Origin of the sequence: Agromyces sp. PvR057, from assembly GCF_040547485.1 — a bacterium.
Lineage (GTDB): Bacteria > Actinomycetota > Actinomycetes > Actinomycetales > Microbacteriaceae > Agromyces.
The window spans coordinates 26,002-45,740 of the sequence record NZ_JBEPPT010000005.1; the positions used below are offsets into that span (position 1 = coordinate 26,002).

The following is a 19,739-nucleotide window of genomic DNA, read 5'->3' on the forward strand; positions in this document are numbered from 1 at the left end:
CTGGTGCCAGCCGTTCCGATCGCGCGAGGTCGTTCCGAGCAGCGGAACTGCCCGCTGATCAGCCGGGACTCAGCCCGAGATCGCGTTCGGGGCGCCGCCGGCCTTCAGCGCTGCGAGTCGGGCGTCGACCTCGGTGAGCTCGCCGAGGTCGTCGAGCTCGTTGAACTGGGCGTCGAGGCTCGACGCGGAGAGCTCGGCCTGACCGCGCACGACCGCCTCCTCGCGGCGGATCTTGTCCTCGAAGCGACCGAGTTCGCTCGTGGGGTCGAGGATGTCGATCGACTTCACCGCGTCGTGCACCTGGCGCTGGGCCTCGGCGGTCTTGGCGCGGGCGACGAGCTCGGACCGCTTGTTCTTCAGCTGGACCAGCTTCTCCTTCATGCCGTTCAGGCCCGACTTCAGCTTCTCGACGACGTCGGTCTGCGCGGCGATCTGCGGCTCGGCGGCCTTCGCCTCGTTCTCGGCCGAGATCTGGCGGCTGAGGGCGACCTTGGCGAGGTTGTCGAACTTGTCGGCCCCGGCCGTGTCGCCGGCCGTGCGCAGCTCGTCGCCCTTGCGGCTCGCGGCGATGGCCTTCTCGCCCCACGTGCGGGCGGCCTCGACGTCTTCGCGGTGGTCGTCCTCGAGCAGGCGCAGGTTGCCGATGGTCTCGGCGATCGCGGCCTCGGCGTCGGCGATGCTGTTCGTGAAGTCGCGGACCATCTGGTCGAGCATCTTCTGGGGGTCCTCGGCCTGGTCGATGAGCGCGTTCACGTTCGCGCGGAGGAGGGTGGAGATCCTCCCGAAGATGGACTGCTTGGTCATGGTGTTTCCTTTCGTCAGGTGCTCGTCGCGGACAGGTCTGCGGATGCGGGTCTGCCGGTCTGCGTCAGTGCGGTCGTCGTGCGGGAGGCCGTGCGACCCGCGGTCGGTCGGGGCGGGTGCGATGAGAAGGGTCCGGGCCGGTCAGAATCGGCCTCCGCTTCCGCGACGACCGCGCGTCGCGCTTCCGCCGAAGCTTCCGGCCGAGCGGCCCCCGCCGGAGCGGCCTCCGCCCCCGAACCCGCCCGATGACCCGCCGCCGAACCCGCCGAACCCGCCGGAACCCCCGGACGAGCGCCGGCCGCTGCCGAGCATCGAGTCGATGAGGATGCCGCCGAGCACGGCGCCCATGATGTCGCCGCCGCTCGATCCGCCGCGGCCGGCCGCGCCGCCGTACCCGGCGTTGCCGAAGCCGCCGCCGAACCCCTCGACGTCGTTGCGGGCGAGCGAGAGCGCCTCGGCCGCCAGTCGCTCGGCGCGCTGCGCCGACTCGACCGCGACCGCGGAGTCCGTGCTGGTCTGGGCCTGCTGCAGCAGCTGGGCCGCCGAGGCGAGGCGGGTGCGCGCGTCGGTTCCGACCGCGCCGCGGCGCGCGACGAGGTAGTCCTCTGCGGTCTGCACCTGCACGCGCGCGTTGGCGACGGCGCGTTCGCGAAGCGCCTGGGTCCTCGCGGCCTGCTCCGCGGCGTCTCGCGCCGCGGCGATGACGGAGTCGATCTCGTGGTTCGCCTGCGTGAGGCGTGCGCTCGCGGCGAGCGGATCGCGGCCGGCGATGCCGACGCCCGCGCGGAGTTCCGCGGCGACGGCCGCCGTACGCTCGGCCGTCTGCGCGGCCTCGCCGCCGAGGGGGCGTGCGGTGAGCACATCGGCCTCGAGGTCGGCGACGCCCGCCGCGATCGCACGATCGGCCTGCGCGAGGTCGGCCGCCAGCCGGTCGACGGCACCGGTGAGCAGCACCGCCTGGTCGACCGCCTCCTCGGCCGCCCGGATCGCGACGGCCGCATCGGCGCTCTGCGCGGGCGTGGCGGCGACGGCCTGCCTCGCCCGGCCGAGCTCCTCGCTCGCGAACGAGAGGCGCGACGCGGCCTGGGCGGGGTTGTCGGCGACGGCGGTGAGTGCGGATGCCGCGTACTGCTGGCCGAGCGCCCGCAGGCGTTCGGCCGCCGGCGCGATCGAGGCCTCGGCGGCGGCGGCCTCGGCGGCGACGCGCTCGAGTTCGGCCGGCGCGTTGCGCTCGAGGTCGCGGAGCGCGTCGAAGGCCTCGGCCTGCTCGTCGAGCAGCGCGTCGGCCTCGCCCGTGAGCCGGATGATGCCCTCGTAGGCGGCGCGCCGGTCGGCGTCGGTGTCGGGGGTGTCGTCGTCGAGCCGCTGCTGCAGCGAGAACGCCTCGGCGACCTTCGCCTTGGCCTCGGCCAGTGCGCCGCGGAAGGCCGCGGTCGCCTCGTCGCCGTACGAGGCGGTCGCGAAGCCGAGCTCCTCCTCGCTCGTCTTCATGGCGTCGTCGGCCTGCACGAGGGCGGATCCGGCGCTGCGTCGGAGGTCGTCGAGCGGCACGGGGGGTGCCGCACCGGGGCCGGCCGCGGCATCCGTCGCTCCGCCCTTCTTCGCGCGCCGCGCCAGCAGGATCGCGATGACCGCGACCACGGCCGCGCCGATGACGAGGAACCACACCCAGCCCCAGCCGGAGCCGGAGCCCGAGCCCGAGCCGCCCGTGTCGAGCGCCTCCGCAGCGGCGATGGCGGCCCCCGCCCAGTCCTCGTCGACGAGCTCGGGCTCGATGACCTCGAGGCTGATGCGCTGGATCTCGTCGGCCGGGACCTGCGCGTCGTCGGCGGCGGAGAGGTAGTAGGCGCGACCGTCGACGGCGACCGCGAGCAGGTAGTCCTCGTCGCCCATGTTGTTCGCGACCGCGGTGTCGTTGGCCCAGGTGTCGGCCGTCTCGGGGTTCGTGAACTCGCCCACGTAGGCGACGAAGAGCTGGCGACCGGTGTCGTCGGCGGTCTTCGAGATCGCCGCGAGCACGTCGTCGGTTCGGCCGTCGAGGGCGCCGACCGTGTCCACGATCGGACTCTGCCCGAACTCGACGGGGTCTTCGGCCCAGGCCGGAGCGGCCCCGGCGAGGGCGAGGGCGAGGCCGAGAAGGCTCGCGATGATCGTCGCACTACGACGGTTCGACGCCATGCACCAATGCCTTCCAGACCCCGGAAACGGACCGAGTTCGAGTCTATGGCGCGCCGCCGTCGCCGTCCACGATCGGCACCCGGCGCGCCGACGTCCCCGGCCGCGGTCAGCCGATCGTCACCGGCACGGTCGGCGACACGATGAGCACGGGGCTCGAGCCCGTCGCCCCGACGAACCCGATCGCGGCCGAGAGCTCGTAGGCGCCCGGCGAGAGGGCGGGCAGGTCGGCCGCGAGCGCACCGTCCTGCTCGTCGGCCGCCGTGCAGGCCTCGGCGGTGAACGCCCCCTCGAGCTCGAGCTGCCCGCCCGGCGCGAGCCGCACCGGAACGAGCCCGGCGTCGAGGGCGGCCGGGTGCCAGACGGTCGTGCCGTCATCCGACACGGTGACCGACGGGGCCGACCGCAGCGACCCCTCGACGACCGTCGGGCCCTCGTTCACGATGCGCACGCGCACGACCGCGTCTGAGCCGGAGGCGACCGGCCCGGTGGGCGCGACGATCGCGGCCGTGAGGGGGCCGTCCGCGGCATCCGTCGCCGAGGCGATCCGCTCGCCGCAGCGGTTCACGGCGTCGGGGCCGACGACGAGGGCATCGTCGCCGAACTGGGCCCCGTCCTGCGGGGCGACGGCCTCCTGCTGCCCGGATGCCGCGTCGTCGCCGAGCTCGGCCTCCGACTCGGCCGGGCCGTCGGCCGCGGTCGAGCCCGCGGTGGTCGCCGTGCGCTCGCCCAGCGATCCGACGCCGAGCGCGAGCGCGCCCACGACGAGCAGGCCCGCGACCGACGCCGTGACGCCGACCACGGCCCGGCGCCGACGTCGCCGGAGCGCACGGCTGCCGCGCAGCACCGCCTCGAGGTCGACCGGGCGGCGGCCGGCGGCGTCCGCGGCGTCCGCCTCGTCGGCGAGCGCCTCGGCGAGGCTGCGCGCGTCGGACGGCACGGCGGCGTCCGGCGGCACTCGGGGGTCGATCGGCTCGGCGGGGTCGGGCGAGTCGGTGGGGTCAGGCGACATGGTCACCCTCCGTCCGGGTGGGGGCCTGGCGCAGCAGGGCGGCGTCGGAGGCCCGGATCGAGGAGGAGAGCGCCCGCAGCGCGTCGCTCAGGTACCGCTTCACGGCGCCGGAGCTGAGCCCGAGCGTCGCCGCGACCTGGTCGACCGTGAGGTCCTCGTAGTACCGCAGCACGATGCACGCGGCCTGGCGCGGCGCGAGCGCGCGGATGCGGCGCATGAGGTCGAGGCGTTCGTCGGTTCCCGTCGACTCGGCCTCGGTGCTCGCAGGGGCGACCGCCAGGTGGCGGACTCGCCGCCAGGTGCCGTCGCGGCGCGAGCGGTCGATCACCGCGTTCAGGATCGCCCGTCGCACGTAGGCCTCGGCGCGCGGCAGCTCGAGGTGGAACCTCGGCGTGCCGAAGGTGCGCACGAGGGCGTCCTGCACGAGGTCGGCGGCGTCGTCGACGTTGCCGGTCAGCAGGTACGCGTAGCGCGTGAGCGCGTCACCGCGCTCGGCGACCAGCCGAGTCGCGACGTCGTCCCAGGTGCGGGCCAAGACCGGCTCCTCCCGACGGCGGAGGGTCCGCCGTCACTTGAAGAGACGAACGGATGACGCGTTTCGTTGGGTGACCGTCGAAGACGACGGGATTTTGTGCCCCCGGAGGGATTCGAACCCCCGACCTACGGTACCGGAAACCGGCGCTCTATCCCCTGAGCTACGGAGGCGCACAGCCGTCAACACTAGCACCGTTTGCGAGGGCGTTCAGCCGCCCGTCAGCCGCCCGTGCGCCGCCCGTGCGGCGCTCGTTCCGCCGTCCGTCGGGCGCCGGTGCGCTGCCGGGGCGCGCCCGCTCGAGGTGCCGGCGCGCCCGCAGCGGTCACCGCCGGGCGGCCGCTGCGGTCAGGCTCGACCGAGCGCGGCGACCGAGTCGAGCAGCTCCTCGCGCACGCGGCTGCCGAGCAGGCTCCTCGCGCCGCGCAGCACCGAATCGCCCTCGACGGTCGTCGCGCGCACCTCGGGGTACCACCGGCTGATGCGACGGATGCCGGCCGCCACCGCCTGTGCGAACGCCTCGCCGCCGAGGTTGGCCGTCGGGCCCGCGAGCACGATCAGGCCGGGGTCGAGCGTCGCGATCACGGGGAGCGCGACGTGCGCGACGCGTTCGGCGAGGTCGTCGAAGACGGCGCGCCTCGCGTCGTCGGCACCGGGCTCGGCGAGCGCCTCGCGCGCGGCGTGGAAGCCGTCGGCGTCGATGCCGTGGCGCTTCGCGAGCAGCGCGACGGCGCGCCCGCCGACGAGGTCCTGCACGGTGCGCGCGGCCGGGTCGATGACGGCCGCCTCGGCCGACACGGGGAGGAAGCCGATCTCGCCCGCACCGCCGAACGACCCGCGGTGCAGGTCGCCGGCGACGTCGAACGAGGCGCCGACGCCGTTGCCGAGCCAGAGCAGCGCGAACACGTCGCGTCCGGCGGCGGCGCCGACCTCGCGCTCGGCGAGGGCCGCCAGGTTCACGTCGTTCTCGATGAGCACGGTGCGGCCGAGGTCGTCCTCGAGGATCTGGCGAAGGGCCCGCACGGGCCAGCCGGGCAGGGTCTCGCTGAACAGCTCGCCGCCGGACCCGGGGTCGACGTATCCGGGGATGCCGATGCAGATCGTGTGCACGGCATCCGGCGAGGTGCCGGCGGCCTCGCTCGCGGCGTCGATCGCCCGGCGCACCTCGTCGACCGCGGATCGGGCGGTCGGGTCGCGGGGGAGCGGCATCCGCACCATGGGGCGGTCGGTGCCGGCCGCGTCGACGACGGTCGCGCGCAACTCGAACGCGTCGAGGTCGAGCGCGACGCCGACGCGACGATCGGTGCGCGCCGCGTAGACGACGGCCGCGCGGCCGGCGCTGCCCGCGAGCAGGCCCTGCTCCTCGATGGCGCCCAGCTGCAGCAGGCGGCTCATCATCTGCGAGGCGGTCGGCTTCGAGACGCCGACGAGCTCGCAGATGCGGTTGCGCGTGAGCGGGCCGTGGTCGAGCAGCACGGCGAGGCCGGCCCGGTCGTTGACGGCACCGAGCCAGGACGGGGTTCCAGGTGTGTTCGGCGCCACCGCGTCGCTCCTCTGGTCGGTCGGTCGGGCCGGGCGGGTCAGCTCGCCGGCAGGTTGGAGAGCACGGAATCGACGAGCCGCTGCGCGTCGCCGGGCTCGAAGAACTCGGTCGAGTCGACCACGACCCAGTAGGGGCCGGTGAAGACCTGCACCTGCCCGTGCGAGCCGCTGTGGTCGAAGAAGCCGGTCACCTCTGGCGGCGTGCCGTAGGTGGGCACGGCCGTGCTCGAGGCGGCGGCGTCGTTCGCCGCGGTCTCGAGCGCCGTGGCGGACGGCGTCGCCACCGCGACCTCGATGAGGGCCCCGCTCGTCTGGTTGAGGTATCCGCACGCGGTGCCCGCGGCATCCGTCGCGACCGCGACGACGGTGTCCGCCTGCGGCTCGTAGTCGGGCGCCGCCCCGACGTTCGGGTTGAACGCGTAGAGCTGGTCGGGCGTGACGAGCGCATCGCAGGCGATCGCGAACGGCGTGGGCGGCTCGACGGTCTCGGTGGGCTCTGGCGACGCCGCGGGGTCGGATGCCGCGGGCGATCCGGACTGGGCCGGGTCGGAGGCCGACGGGGTGGGGTCGGCGCCCGCCGGGCCGCACCCGCTCAACAGCACCGCCGATGCCACGACGAGCAGGGTCGAGCCGACGGCGGAGCGGAGGCTTCGGGCAGGACGGCGCAGGGCGGGGCGGGGCATGGACAGACTGTACAACGTCGAACGGTAGGATTTGCGGGTGACTCCCGACGACCTCTCGCGTGCCCTGTTCGACCTCGTGACCGCCATGGTCGAACGACGTCGGCAAGCCGGCACCGAGGTCGAGCTCGCCATCTCGGCCGAGCAGATCGTGCTCGAGCGCCCCAAGAACCGCGATCACGGCGACTGGGCCTCGAACATCGCGATGCGCCTCGCGAAGCCGCTCGGCTCGAACCCGCGCGAGATCGCGACCGAGCTCGCCGCCGGACTCGCCGGCGTCGACGGCGTGACGAGCGCCGAGGTCGCCGGCCCCGGCTTCATCAACGTGCGCCTCGACGCGGCGGCCGCCGGCGCGTTGGCGAAGGCCATCGTCGACGCCGGCGCCGACTACGGTCGCAGCGACAAGCTCGCGGGCCAGCGCATCAACCTCGAGTTCGTCTCGGCGAACCCCACGGGCCCGCTGCACATCGGGCACACCCGGTGGGCGGCGCTCGGCGACGCGATCTCCCGCGTGCTCCGCGCCGCGGGCGCCGACGTTGCCAACGAGTACTACATCAACGACGCCGGCAACCAGATGGACACCTTCGGCCGCTCCGTGCTCGCCGCGGCCAAGGGCGAGCCCACGCCCGAGGGCGGGTACCCCGGCAGCTACATCGCCGACCTCGCGACGCGCGTGCTCGAGCGCGAGCCGAACCTGCTCGCGCTCGCCGACGACGTCGCGCTGCACACGGCGAAGGAGATCGCCTACGAGCTCCAGCTCGGCGAGATCCGCGCCTCGCTCGAGCGCTTCAACGTGCACTTCGACGTCTGGAGCAGCGAGCGCCGCTTGCATGCGAAGAACGACGACGGGCTCTCCGACGTCGACACGGCCGTCGAGCGCCTCCGCGCGCAGGGCCACGTCTACGACGAGGACGACGCGGTCTGGGTTCGCACGACCGACTTCGGCGACGACAAGGACCGCGTGATCCGCCGCGGCAACGGCGTCTACACGTACTTCGCGGCCGACGCCGCCTACTACCTCGACAAGGGCGACCGCGGCTTCGGCCACAAGATCTACCTGCTCGGCGCCGACCACCACGGCTACGTGCACCGCCTCAAGGCGCTCGCCGGCGCCGCGGGCGACGACCCCGAGCGCGACATCGAGGTGCTCATCGGCCAGCTCGTGTCGATCAACGGCGCGAAGCTCTCCAAGCGCGCCGGCAACATCATCGAGCTCGACGACCTGCAGGCGTGGCTCGGCACCGACGCGCTGCGCTACACGCTCGCGCGCTATCCCGCCGACTCGCCGCTCACGATCGATCCCGAGATCCTCACGCGTCGCACGAACGACAACCCCGTCTTCTACGTGCAGTACGCGCATGCCCGCACCTCCGCGGTCGACCGCAACGCGGCATCCGTGGGCGTCGACCGCTCGAGCTTCGCGCCCGAGCTGCTCGAGCACGAGACCGAGTCGGCGCTGCTCGGCGCCCTGCAGGAGTTCCCGCGCATCGTGGCGCAGGCCGCCGAACTGCGCGAACCGCACCGCGTCGCGCGCTACATCGAGGAGCTGGCGGGCCTGTACCACCGCTGGTACGACAACTGCCGCGTGCTGCCCCTCGGCGAGGAGCCCATCGGCGACCTGCACCGCACGCGCCTGTGGCTGAACGACGCGACCGGCCAGGTCATCCGCAACGGCCTCGCACTGCTGGGAGTGTCCGCGCCCGAGCGCATGTGACTTCGGTACGCTGCTTCGGCACGGCACGCAATGACGAGCACGGAGGCCCCCGATGAGCACACCCCGCGATGGGTTCGACGAGACGGATGCCGCAGGCGGCCGTGAGCCCGATGAGGCCGTCGTGCCCGGTGCGGCGCCCGATGGTGCGGCGCCGGCCGAGGCTGTCGCGCCCGACGCGGTTGCGCCCGACGAGGCCGTCGTGCCCGACGACGAGCTGGCGCCCACCGCGGTGCTCGACCCGCTGCCCGCCGACCACCAGCCGACCGAGGTGATCCACGACGGCGTCGCTCCGGCCGTCGCGCCCGTCGCCGCCGGGACGCCGCCCGCCGAGGCCCCGGCCGCCACGCCGCCGGTCGATCAGGCTCCGGCCGATCCTGACCGCCGTCGCACACGCCGCCGCTGGCTCATCGCCGGGGCGATCGTGCTCGTCGTCGCGGCACTGCTCGTCGTCGCCGACCTGCTGACGCGCTCGGCGATCGAGCAGGGCATCGCCGCAGAGGCCGAGTCGTCCCTCCCCGAGAACGTCGACGGGGACGTCGACGTCCAGGTCGGCGGATTCTCGGTGCTCGCACAGCTGCTCACCGGGTCCCTCGCCCAGATCACGGCCGACGCGCCGCAGCTGACGGTCGACGGCAACCCGATCGCCGTGCACCTGGTCGCGCACGGCGTGCCGGTCAGCCAGGGCGGCACGATCGACTTCGTCGAGGGCGAGGTGACGGCCGACGCGGCATCCCTCAACGCGCTCGTCGACGTGCCCGGCGTCGACGGCGAGATCGTGTTCGGCGACGGGACCGTGGGCTACAAGGGGCAGTTCGAGGTGCTCGGGCTCCCGATCCACTACTCGGTCACCGCCGAGGCCGAGGCTGCGGGGACCTCGGTCGTGCTCACCCCGGTCGGCGTCGAACTCGGCACGGGCGAACGCAAGCTCGCGCTCGACAACATGCCGAACCTGCTGCGCACCCCGCTCGACGTGTGCGTCGCCAAGTACCTCCCCGAAGGCGCCCAGGTCGACGGCATCGAGCTCACGCCCGGCGAGGCCACGGTGTCGTTCCAGGCGAGCGACCTCGCGTTCAGCGAGGAGGCACTGCAGGTGCTCGGCACCTGCGAGTGACCTCCGACGCGCCCTCGCGGCGTGGACGCGACGCCGCATCGCGCGGGACGTCACCGATTCGGTCGCTGCCTGAGCACTCGGTAGACTCCCGGGAGGTCGCCCCACAAGGGCGGTTCGCAGCAGGCTTCGCCGAATCGATCCGGGTTCGCTCGCCTCGAGCGAGGTTCTCGATCCATCACGTCCCCGAAGGTTTCCCCGTGGCAACGACCACCGCAGCCCCCGGATGGCTGCATGCGCCCGCCGATGCGAACGCCCTCGCCGAGCAGGTCTGGCCGATCGGCGCGCACCGCGACGACGCGGGCCGCCTCGTGGTCGGCGGCGTCGACGCCGAGGCGCTCGTCGCGACCTACGGCACCCCGCTCTACGTGGTCGACGAGGCCGACGCCCGAGCACGGGCCAGGCGCCTGCGCGCCGCATTCGAGTCCGCCGCGGCATCCGTCGGCACCGAGGTGTCGGTCTACTACGCGGGCAAGGCGTTCCTCTCGAGCGAGATCGTGCGCTGGGTCGTCGACGAGGGCCTCTCGGTCGACGTGTGCAGCGGCGGCGAGCTCGCCGTCGCGCTCGCCGCGGGTGCGGACCCCGCGCGCATCGGGTTCCACGGCAACAACAAGTCGACCGCCGAGATCGAGCGGGCGGTCGGCGTCGGCGTCGGCGCGATCATCCTCGACTCCGAGATCGAGATCGAGCGGGTGGCGGATGCCGCAGCGCGGGCCGGTCGCGTCCAGCGCGTGCGCCTTCGCGTGAACAGCGGCGTGCACGCCTCAACCCACGAGTTCCTCGCCACGGCCCACGAAGACCAGAAGTTCGGCGTCTCGCTCGACCGCGCGGTCGAGCTCGGCACGCGCATCCGCTCGCACGCCTCGCTCGACTTCCTCGGGCTGCACTGCCACATCGGGTCGCAGATCTTCGACTCGGCGGGCTTCGCCGAGTCGGCGGAGCGCCTGCTGGCCGCGCACGCCGAACTGGCGCGCATCGCCCCGCTGCCCGAACTCAACCTCGGCGGCGGCTTCGGCATCGCGTACACCTCGGCCGACGATCCGACCCCCATCGAGCAGATCTCCCAGGGCATCGCCGACGCCGTCGCGCGCGCCTGCGCCGATCACGGGGTGCCCGTGCCGAAGCTGGCCTTCGAGCCCGGCCGCTCGATCATCGGCCCCGCCGGCATCACGCTGTACACCGTCGGCACGGTCAAGCCCGTGCCGATCGAGGGCGGCTGGCGCCACTACGTGTCGGTCGACGGCGGCATGAGCGACAACGCCCGCACCGCCCTCTACGGCGCCGACTACACGGTGCGCCTCGCCGGCCGCGTGTCCGACGAACCGCCGGCCCTCGTGCGCGTCGCCGGCAAGCACTGCGAATCGGGCGACATCGTCGTCGACGCCGACTACCTGCCCCACGACGTCGCGCCCGGCGACCTCGTCGCGGTCGCGGCCACCGGCGCCTACTGCTGGTCGCTGGCGAACAACTACAACCACGTGCCGCGTCCGCCGGTCGTCGCCGTGCGCGACGGCATCGCGCGCGTGATCGTGCACGGCGAGACGGTCGACGACCTGCTCGCCCGTGACGCGGGGCTCGCACCATCGCATCCCGCACCGAACTCCACCGGAGGAACCACCGCATGATCGAGTACCGCTCCATCCGGGTCGGCCTGCTCGGAGCCGGCTCCGTCGGCTCCCAGGTCGCCCGGCTCCTGCTCGAGCACGGCGACGAGCTCGCCCAGCGCATCGGCGCGCGCATCGAGCTCGTCGGCATCGCGGTGCGCGACCTCGACGCCAGGCGCGACGTCGACCTGCCCCGCGAACTCCTCACCACCGACGCCGACGCGCTGATCCTCGGCTCCGACATCGTCATCGAGCTCATGGGCGGCCTCGAGCCCGCACGCACGCTCGTGCTGCAGGCGATCGCCTCGGGCGCCGACGTCGTCACCGGCAACAAGGCGCTGCTCGCGACGCACGGGCCCGAGCTGTTCGCCGCGGCGGAGCAGGTCGGCGCGCAGCTGTCCTACGAAGCGGCCGTCGGCGGCGCGATCCCCATCCTGCGTCCGCTCCGCGAGAGCCTCGCCGGAGACCGGATCGAGCGCATCCTCGGCATCGTGAACGGCACCACGAACTTCATCCTCGACCGCATGGACACCACCGGCGCGTCCCTCGAGGACGCCCTCGCGACCGCGACCGAGCTCGGCTACGCCGAAGCCGACCCCACCGCCGACATCGGCGGCTACGACGCCGCGCAGAAGGCCGCCATCCTCGCGAGCATCGCCTTCCACACCAACGTGCCCGTCGAGGCGGTGCACCGCGAGGGCATCACCGAGGTGAGCGCCGCGCAGGTCGACTCGGCACGTCGCGCCGGATTCGTCGTGAAGCTCCTGGCGATCTGCGAGCGCCTCGTCGACGCCGAGACCGGCGAAGAGGGCGTCTCCGCACGCGTCTACCCGGCGCTCGTGCCCCGCGAGCACCCGCTCGCCTCGGTGCGCGGCGCGAACAACGCCGTCTTCGTCGAGGCCTCCGCCGCCGGTCCGCTCATGTTCTACGGCGCCGGCGCCGGGGGAGTGCAGACCGCGTCCGCGGTGCTCGGCGACCTCGTGGCCATCGCCCGCCGCCACGTCATCGGCGGCCCGGGCATGGCCGAATCCACGCACGCCGAACTGCCGATGTTCGACATCGGCCGCATCACCACGCGCTACGCGATCACGCTCGAGGTCGTCGACGAGCCCGGCGTGCTCGAACGCATCGCGCACGTCTTCAGCGAGCACGGCGTGTCGGTCGAGCAGCTCCAGCAGACGGTGAGCAGTGGCTCCGAGCGGGCTACGCTGGTGATCGGGACGCACGAGGCGACGGAGTCCGCGCTCGCCGAGACCGTCACCTCCCTCGCCGAGAATCCCGTCGTCGCATCCGTCGCGTCCGTCCTCCGAGTCGAAGGAACACTGTGAACCAGCCCAGCCCCAAGGCCACGTCCCGCCAGTGGCGAGGCGTCATCCGCGAGTACGCCGATCGCCTCGACGTCACGGATGCCACGCCGGTCGTCACCCTCGGCGAGGGCGGCACGCCGCTCCTGCCCGCTCCGGCGCTCTCACGCCGCACGGGCGCTGACGTGTGGGTCAAGTACGAGGGCATGAACCCGACCGGGTCCTTCAAGGACCGCGGCATGACCATGGCCGTCACGAAGGCCGTCGAGCGCGGTGCGAAGGTCGTCATCTGCGCCTCCACCGGCAACACGTCCGCATCCGCCGCGGCCTACGCGACGCACGCCGGCATCAAGGCCGCCGTGCTCGTGCCGGAGGGCAAGATCGCCATGGGCAAGCTCAGCCAGGCGATCGCGCACAACGGCGAGCTCCTCCAGGTGCAGGGCAACTTCGACGACTGCCTCGACATCGCCCGCGACCTCGCGGCGAACTACCCGGTGCACCTCGTGAACTCGGTCAACAACGACCGCATCGAGGGCCAGAAGACCGCCGCGTTCGAGATCGTCGAGGCGCACGGCGACGCCCCCGACTTCCACTTCATCCCCGTCGGCAACGCGGGCAACTACACCGCATACACGCGCGGCTACCGCGAGGACATCGCCGCGGGCAACGCCACGCGCATGCCCCGCATGTTCGGCTTCCAGGCCTCCGGCTCGGCTCCGATCGTGCGCGGCGAGCCGGTGAAGAACCCCGAGACCATCGCGAGCGCGATCCGCATCGGCAACCCCGCATCGTGGGAACTCGCACTCGCCGCGCGCGACGAGACCGACGGCTACTTCGGCGCCATCGACGACGACAAGATCCTCGAGGCCCAGCGCATCCTCTCGGCCGAGGTCGGCATCTTCGTCGAGCCCGCGTCGGCGATCTCGGTCGCCGGCCTGCTCGAGCGCTCGGCGGCCGGCGTCATCCCCGCCGGCGCCCGCGTCGTGCTCACGGTCACCGGCCACGGCCTGAAGGACCCCCAGTGGGCGCTTCGCACGGCCGACGGCTCCGACGTGCAGCCCACGATCGTGCCCGTCGACACGGCCCAGATCGCCGCGGTGCTCGGACTCACCTCATGAGCACGTCCGCACCCGAGGCGACGGTCGGCGCCGTCGACCTCGTCGGCCGCCGCGTGCACGTCAAGGTGCCCGCGACGAGCGCGAACCTCGGCCCCGGCTTCGACACGCTCGGCCTCGCGCTCGCGCGGTACGACGAGCTCGAGGTCGAGGCGACGAACGGCCCGACCCACGAGATCGAGGTGCACGGCGTCGGCGAGGGCGAGGTGCCGCTCGACGAGACGCACCTCGTGGTGCGCGCCATCGCGCACACGTTCGCGCATGCGGGCGTCGAACTGCCGTCGATCCGGCTCGTCGCGCACAACAGCATCCCGCACGGCCGTGGCCTCGGCTCGTCCGGGGCGGCGATCGTCGCCGGCGTCGTCGCGGCGTCCGGACTGCTGGCCGGTGTCGTCGACCTCAGCGCCGACGACCTGCTCGAGATCGCGACCGAGCTCGAAGGCCACCCCGACAACGTGGCGCCCGCGCTCTTCGGCGGCTTGACCATCGCCTGGGTGACGCCAGAGGGCCCTCGCCACAAGAAGCTCATCGTGCACCGGGGCGTCTCGCCGCTCGTGCTCGTTCCCGAGCACGAGATGTCGACCGCGCTCGCGCGCTCGCTGCAGCCCGACTCGGTGCCGCACGAGGACGCCGTGTTCAACGTGTCGCGCTCGGCCCTGCTCATCGCGGCGCTCATCCAGAGTCCCGAGCTCCTCCTGCAGGCCACCGAAGACAAGCTGCACCAGAACTACCGGGCGCAGGCCATGCCCGAGACCGATCGCCTGATCCGCGTGCTCCGCGCCGCCGGCCACCCGGCCGTGGTGTCTGGGGCCGGGCCGTCGATCCTGGTGCTCGCGAGCGACCCGAGTGCACGTGCCGAGGCGGTGCGCCTCGTCGAGGAGTCCGCCGAGACCGCGTGGCAGCCGCTGCCGCTCGCCGTCGACTTCCTCGGAGCGACCGTCACGCCGTTGGCCGACTGACCCGGCGGGGAGCCCGTTCTCCGTTTCGTTCTCCACAGGGCGCGTTGCGAGTCGGAGCACGCCTCGTCTGGTGATATCATGAGAGTGCACCCGATGAGCGACGCACCGTTCGCGTTCAACATCGCATCGTGCGATTCCCGGCAATCATTGCTTTTCTCGCTCGCGCACGTCTGCGCCTCCGCGCATGACCTCTGACGTGTCAGCGACCAGCTCTTCTGGGTCTGCAGCTCTTGCGACCAGGGGAAAGGAACATACCCAGTGACCAACGCAACCGACCACGCTGAACTGAGCGCGGCGAACCGCACCCGACTCTCCACGCTGAAGGTCGCAGAGCTCCAGGAGCTCGCGTCCTCGCTCGGCATCGCCGGCGCCTCCAAGCGCCGCAAGGGCGAGCTCGTGGACCTCATCTCCGCCCACCAGGTGGGCGAGGCCCCCGAGGCCGAGGCCGCCGTCACGGCCGACGCCGCACCGGCGGCCCCGGCCGAGGCGCCCGCCGCCGACCCAGCCCCCGCCGTCGACGTCGCACCCGTCGCCGAGGCCCCCGAGGCTCCGGCCGCACCGGTCGCCGAGGCGCCCGCCGCCGAGGCCCCCGCGGCCGAAGCGCCCGCAGTCGAAGCGCCCGCAGTCGATGCCCCCGCGGCCGAGGCACCCGCCGCCCCGGCCCGCACCCGCCAGGGCCGTCAGCCCCGCCGCGCGACGAGCGCGACGACCGCGGCAGCCCAGCACACGAACGCCGGCGCCTCCGGCGTCGACCTCGTGCCCGCGGCATCCGCCGACACCGAAGAGGCCCGCGAGGCCGCTCGTGCCGCCGTGCGCGAGGAGCTCGCCGCGGCGACCGGCGAGGCCGGCCGCGCGCCCCAGGCCGACGCCGAGGGCGAGCAGCCCGCCGAGCAGCCCCGCCAGGGCCGCAGCCGCAACCGCGGCCGCCGTGGCGGCGAGCGCGAGCGCGCCGAGCGCACCGGCGACGACGCCCAGAAGGGTGCAGAGGCCCAGGGCCGCCAGAACGGGCAGAACGCCCAGAACGGGCAGAACGCCCAGAACGGCAACGCCCAGGGCGGCACCGCCGACGCGCGCAAGGGCGACGAGCAGGGCGGCCGTCAGGCGCGCGAGCGCCAGGGCGGCGAGGCCGAGGCCAAGCAGGGCGAGAACCGCCAGCAGGGCCAGCAGAACCGCGGCGGCGACCAGCTCCCGCTCGACGCCGACGGCGGCCGTCGCAACCGCTACCGCGACCGCAAGCGTCGTGGCCAGGCCGGCGGCGACGAGCTCGAGCCCGAGATCCTCGACGACGACGTGCTCGTGCCGATCGCGGGCATCCTCGACGTGCTCGACAACTACGCGTTCGTCCGCACCACGGGCTACCTGCCCGGCCCGAGCGACGTCTACGTCTCGCTCGGCCAGGTGAAGAAGTACAACCTGCGCAAGGGCGACGCGGTCGTCGGCTCCATCAAGCAGCCGCGCGACGGCGAGTCGAACAGCCGCCAGAAGTACAACGCACTGGTCAAGGCCGACTCGGTCAACGGCCAGACGATCGAGGAGTCGGGCGCCCGCGTCGAGTTCCAGAAGCTCACGCCGCTCTACCCGCAGGAGCGCCTGCGCCTCGAGACCGAGCCCACCAAGCTCACCCAGCGCATCATCGACCTCGTCGCTCCCATCGGCAAGGGCCAGCGCGGCCTCATCGTCGCGCCCCCGAAGGCGGGCAAGACGATCGTGCTGCAGCAGATCGCGAACGCCATCTCGATCAACAACCCCGAGGTCCACCTCATGGTCGTGCTCGTCGACGAGCGCCCCGAAGAGGTCACCGACATGCAGCGCACGGTCAAGGGCGAGGTCATCGCCTCGACCTTCGACCGTCCGGCCGAAGACCACACGACGGTCGCCGAGCTCGCCATCGAGCGTGCGAAGCGCCTCGTCGAGCTCGGTCACGACGTCGTCGTGCTGCTCGACTCGATCACCCGCCTGGGCCGCGCCTACAACCTGGCCGCGCCCACCTCCGGCCGCATCCTCTCGGGCGGTGTCGACGCCTCGGCGCTCTACCCGCCGAAGCGCTTCTTCGGTGCTGCGCGCAACATCGAGAACGGCGGTTCGCTCACGATCCTCGCGACCGCGCTCGTCGAGACCGGCTCGAAGATGGACGAGGTGATCTTCGAGGAGTTCAAGGGCACCGGCAACTCGGAGCTGCGCCTCTCGCGCCAGCTCGCCGACAAGCGCATCTTCCCGGCCGTCGACGTCAACGCGTCGTCGACGCGTCGTGAAGAGATGCTGCTCTCGCCCGACGAGGTCAAGATCACCTGGAAGCTGCGTCGCGCCCTCGCGGGCCTCGACCAGCAGCCGGCGCTCGAGGCCGTGCTCGGTCGCCTGAAGGAGACGCAGTCGAACGTCGAGTTCCTGATGCTCATGCAGAAGTCGATGCCCGTCGGTGCCAACGGCCACGGCGCATCGCACGCGAACGAGCACGACCACCGCTGAGTCGTCCGTGTTCGAATCCGTCAAGAGTCTGCTCGTCGAGCACGGCGAGCTCCAGGAGGCGCTCGCCGACCCGGCGCTGCATGCCGACGCCGCGCGCGCGAAGAAGGTGAACCGGCGCTACGCCGAGCTCAGCCGCATCGTCGCCGCGAACACGGCATGGCACCAGGCGCAGGACGACCTCGCCGCCGCGCGTGAACTCGCGAAGGACGACGAGGCGTTCGCCGAAGAGGTGCCGTCGCTCGAAGAGGGTCTCGCGCATGCTCAGGAGAAGCTCCGGCGACTCCTGATCCCGCGCGACCCCGACGACGGCCGCGACGTCATCATGGAGATCAAGGGCGGTGAAGGCGGCGCCGAGAGCGCCCTCTTCGCCGGCGACCTCCTTCGCATGTACATGCAGTACGCGCAGTCGAAGGGCTGGAAGGTCGAGCTCCTCGACCAGAACGAGTCCGACCTCGGCGGCTACAAGGACGTGCAGGTCGCGATCAAGTCGAACGCGACCGACCCGTCGCAGGGCGTCTGGGCGCACCTGAAGTACGAGGGCGGCGTGCACCGCGTGCAACGCGTGCCCGTCACCGAGACGCAGGGCCGCATCCACACGTCGACCACCGGCGTGCTCGTCTTCCCCGAGGTCGACGAGCCCGAAGAGGTCGAGATCAACCAGAACGACCTCAAGATCGACGTCTACCGTTCGTCGGGTCCCGGCGGCCAGTCGGTGAACACGACCGACTCGGCCGTGCGCATCACCCACCTGCCCACGGGCATCGTGGTGTCGATGCAGAACGAGAAGTCGCAGCTGCAGAACCGCGAGGCCGCCATGCGCGTGCTCCGCGCCCGCATCCTCGCGCGCCAGCAGGAGGAGCTCGACGCCGCGGCATCCGATGCCCGCAAGTCGCAGATCCGCTCGATGGACCGTTCGGAGCGCATCCGCACGTACAACTTCCCCGAGAACCGCATCGCCGATCACCGCACCGGCTACAAGGCCTACAACCTCGACCAGGTGATGAACGGCGCGCTCGAGCCGATCATCGAGTCGGCCATCCAGGCCGATGAAGAGGCGCAGCTCGCGGGCCTCGCCGAGGACTGAGCGGGCCGAACGGTCTCCGCCGCACCAGCGGCGAACGAACGAAGGGGCGGATGCCGCGGCATCCGCCCCTTCGTCGTACCCGGTGTGGTCAGATGTGCCAGTCGTGCACGCCGCGCGAGGAGTCGGCGGCCGCGGCGGTCAGCGGACGCGCGGTCGCGGGCACGCCGACGAGCAGCGAGTGCGGGGGAGCGCTGCGCGTGACGACGGCGTTGGCGCCCACCGCGCTCCACTCGCCGATCGTGATGTCGCCGAGCACCTTCGCGCCGGCGCCGATGGTCACTCCGTCGCCGAGGGTCGGATGCCGCTTCGTGCCGGGCGGCGTGTGCCGCGGTGCCTTTCCGCCGAGCGTGACCCCGTGGTAGAGCATGCAGTCGTCGCCGATGACCGCGGTCTCGCCGATGACGACGCCCATGCCGTGGTCGATGAAGAAGCGCCGGCCGATGGTCGCACCGGGGTGGATCTCGATGCCGGTGAGGAACCGGGCGAGCTGGGAGACCACGCGGGCCGGGAACCGGAATCCGGCGACCCACAGCCGATGCGTCAGGCGTGAGGCCCACACCGCGTGCAGGCCGGAGTACACGAGGAAGACCTCGAGATCGCTGCGTGCGGCGGGGTCGTGCACACGAGCGGTCGCGAGGTCTTCCTTCAGTCGGGAGAAGAAGCTCACCCGGTCAGTCAAGCAGACCTTCGTACAGCACCGTGGACAGGTAGCGCTCACCGTAGCTCGCGAGGATCACGACGATGGTCTTGCCGGCGTTCTCGGGGCGCTTCGCGACCTCGATCGCGGCGTACACCGTCGCGCCGGACGAGATGCCGCCGAGGATGCCCTCCTCGGTGCCGAGGCGGCGCGCGGTGGCGACCGCCTGGTCGATGTTGACGTCGAAGATCTCGTCGTAGACCTCGCGGTCGAGGATCTCGGGCACGAAGTTCGCGCCGATGCCCTGGATCTTGTGCGGGCCGGGCGCGCCGCCGTTGAGGATGGGGGATTCCTCGGGCTCGACGCCGATGATCTGCACCTCGGGCTTGCGCTCCTTGAGGATCTGGCCGACGCCCGAGATGGTGCCGCCGGTGCCGATGCCGGAGATGAAGATGTCGACACCGCCGTCGGTGTCGGCCCAGATCTCCTCGGCCGTCGTGCGGCGGTGGATCTCGACGTTGGCCTGGTTCGCGAACTGCTTCGCGAGCACCGCGCCGGGGGTCTCGGCGACGATCTGCTCGGCGCGGGCGACCGCGCCCTTCATGCCCTCGGAGCCGGGCGTGAGCACGAGCTCGGCGCCATAGGCCTTCAGCAGCGACTTGCGCTCCTTCGACATGGTCTCGGGCATCGCGAGGATGACCTTGTAGCCGCGCGCCGCGCCGACCATCGCGAGCGCGATGCCGGTGTTGCCGCTGGTGCCCTCGACGATGGTGCCGCCGGGCGTGAGCTCGCCCGAGGCCTCTGCGGCGTCGACGATGGCGATGCCGAGGCGGTCCTTGACGCTCGCGGAGGGGTTGTAGAACTCGAGCTTGCCGAGCACGGTGGCGCCCGCACCCTCGGTGACGCGGTTCAGGCGCACGAGCGGCGTCCGACCGAAGGCCTCGGTGATGTTGTCGAAGATCTGGGCCATGGGGCTTCCTCTCGGGTGTGGGTGCGGCAGCGA

16 protein-coding genes and 1 tRNA gene are annotated in these 19,739 nt (G+C 72.6%); 8 read left to right on the forward strand and 9 right to left on the reverse strand.

The window, feature by feature from the left end:
- Positions 1 to 69 precede the first annotated feature (69 nt).
- The 7 genes from ABIC29_RS16195 to ABIC29_RS16225 all read right to left on the reverse strand — a co-directional run bounded on the left by ABIC29_RS16195 (position 70) and on the right by ABIC29_RS16225 (position 6,748).
- A complete protein-coding gene (locus tag ABIC29_RS16195) occupies positions 70 to 804 on the reverse strand; it encodes a PspA/IM30 family protein (protein ID WP_116083122.1) in 735 nt (244 codons plus the stop codon).
- Positions 805 to 945: 141 nt separating this feature from the next.
- On the reverse strand, positions 946 to 2,982 hold the full coding sequence (locus ABIC29_RS16200; RefSeq protein ID WP_354247077.1) for a TPM domain-containing protein: 2,037 nt from the start codon (positions 2,980 to 2,982) through the stop codon (positions 946 to 948).
- A gap of 106 nt (positions 2,983 to 3,088) precedes the next feature.
- Positions 3,089 to 3,991: a hypothetical protein gene (locus tag ABIC29_RS16205; RefSeq protein WP_354247080.1), complete on the reverse strand. Its 903-nt coding sequence runs from the start codon at positions 3,989 to 3,991 to the stop codon at positions 3,089 to 3,091.
- Positions 3,981 to 4,526, reverse strand: coding sequence for a sigma-70 family RNA polymerase sigma factor (locus ABIC29_RS16210; protein WP_116083116.1), 546 nt, complete (start codon positions 4,524 to 4,526; stop codon positions 3,981 to 3,983). Before ABIC29_RS16210 ends, ABIC29_RS16205 begins: the two co-directional genes overlap by 11 nt.
- 97 nt (positions 4,527 to 4,623) lie before the next feature.
- A tRNA-Arg gene (locus ABIC29_RS16215) sits at positions 4,624 to 4,696 on the reverse strand.
- 175 nt (positions 4,697 to 4,871) lie between these two features.
- On the reverse strand, positions 4,872 to 6,065 hold the full coding sequence (locus tag ABIC29_RS16220; protein WP_116083114.1) for an ROK family transcriptional regulator: 1,194 nt from the start codon (positions 6,063 to 6,065) through the stop codon (positions 4,872 to 4,874).
- A 38-nt stretch (positions 6,066 to 6,103) separates the two neighbouring features.
- Positions 6,104 to 6,748, reverse strand: coding sequence for an iron ABC transporter ATP-binding protein (locus ABIC29_RS16225; protein ID WP_354247084.1), 645 nt, complete (start codon positions 6,746 to 6,748; stop codon positions 6,104 to 6,106).
- Between the two features lie 37 nt (positions 6,749 to 6,785).
- On the opposite strand from ABIC29_RS16225, the gene ABIC29_RS16230 reads away from it, so the two are divergent.
- The 8 genes from ABIC29_RS16230 (at position 6,786) to prfA (ending at position 18,099) form a co-directional block, all read left to right on the forward strand.
- Positions 6,786 to 8,459: an arginine--tRNA ligase gene (locus ABIC29_RS16230; protein ID WP_116083110.1), complete on the forward strand. Its 1,674-nt coding sequence runs from the start codon at positions 6,786 to 6,788 to the stop codon at positions 8,457 to 8,459.
- A gap of 52 nt (positions 8,460 to 8,511) precedes the next feature.
- Positions 8,512 to 9,570, forward strand: coding sequence for an LmeA family phospholipid-binding protein (locus tag ABIC29_RS16235; protein WP_116083107.1), 1,059 nt, complete (start codon positions 8,512 to 8,514; stop codon positions 9,568 to 9,570).
- A gap of 197 nt (positions 9,571 to 9,767) precedes the next feature.
- Positions 9,768 to 11,192: a diaminopimelate decarboxylase gene (gene lysA / locus ABIC29_RS16240; RefSeq protein WP_354247088.1), complete on the forward strand. Its 1,425-nt coding sequence runs from the start codon at positions 9,768 to 9,770 to the stop codon at positions 11,190 to 11,192.
- Positions 11,189 to 12,499 carry a homoserine dehydrogenase gene (locus tag ABIC29_RS16245; protein WP_116083103.1) on the forward strand — a complete coding sequence of 437 codons (1,311 nt, stop codon included), beginning with the start codon at positions 11,189 to 11,191 and terminating at the stop codon, positions 12,497 to 12,499. The genes lysA and ABIC29_RS16245 overlap by 4 nt, the downstream gene beginning before the upstream one ends.
- Positions 12,496 to 13,593, forward strand: coding sequence for a threonine synthase (thrC, locus tag ABIC29_RS16250; protein WP_116083101.1), 1,098 nt, complete (start codon positions 12,496 to 12,498; stop codon positions 13,591 to 13,593). Before ABIC29_RS16245 ends, thrC begins: the two co-directional genes overlap by 4 nt.
- Positions 13,590 to 14,549, forward strand: a complete 960-nt coding sequence (gene thrB / locus ABIC29_RS16255; protein WP_116083099.1) for a homoserine kinase — start codon at positions 13,590 to 13,592, stop codon at positions 14,547 to 14,549. The genes thrC and thrB overlap by 4 nt, the downstream gene beginning before the upstream one ends.
- Before the next feature lie 258 nt (positions 14,550 to 14,807).
- The gene (rho, locus tag ABIC29_RS16260; protein ID WP_354247093.1) at positions 14,808 to 17,015 is read left to right on the forward strand and encodes a transcription termination factor Rho; all 2,208 of its coding nucleotides are present in this window, start codon (positions 14,808 to 14,810) and stop codon (positions 17,013 to 17,015) included.
- Positions 17,016 to 17,022: 7 nt separating this feature from the next.
- On the forward strand, positions 17,023 to 18,099 hold the full coding sequence (gene prfA, locus ABIC29_RS16265; protein WP_116084728.1) for a peptide chain release factor 1: 1,077 nt from the start codon (positions 17,023 to 17,025) through the stop codon (positions 18,097 to 18,099).
- A gap of 88 nt (positions 18,100 to 18,187) precedes the next feature.
- Here prfA and epsC read toward each other — a convergent pair whose 3' ends face one another.
- Positions 18,188 to 18,766 (reverse strand): serine O-acetyltransferase EpsC, encoded by a 579-nt coding sequence (epsC, locus tag ABIC29_RS16270; RefSeq protein WP_116083094.1) that lies wholly within the window; start codon positions 18,764 to 18,766, stop codon positions 18,188 to 18,190.
- 4 nt (positions 18,767 to 18,770) lie between these two features.
- Entirely contained in the window at positions 18,771 to 19,706 is a 936-nt protein-coding gene (gene cysK / locus ABIC29_RS16275; RefSeq protein WP_116083092.1) for a cysteine synthase A, read from the reverse strand.
- Positions 19,707 to 19,739 lie beyond the last annotated feature (33 nt).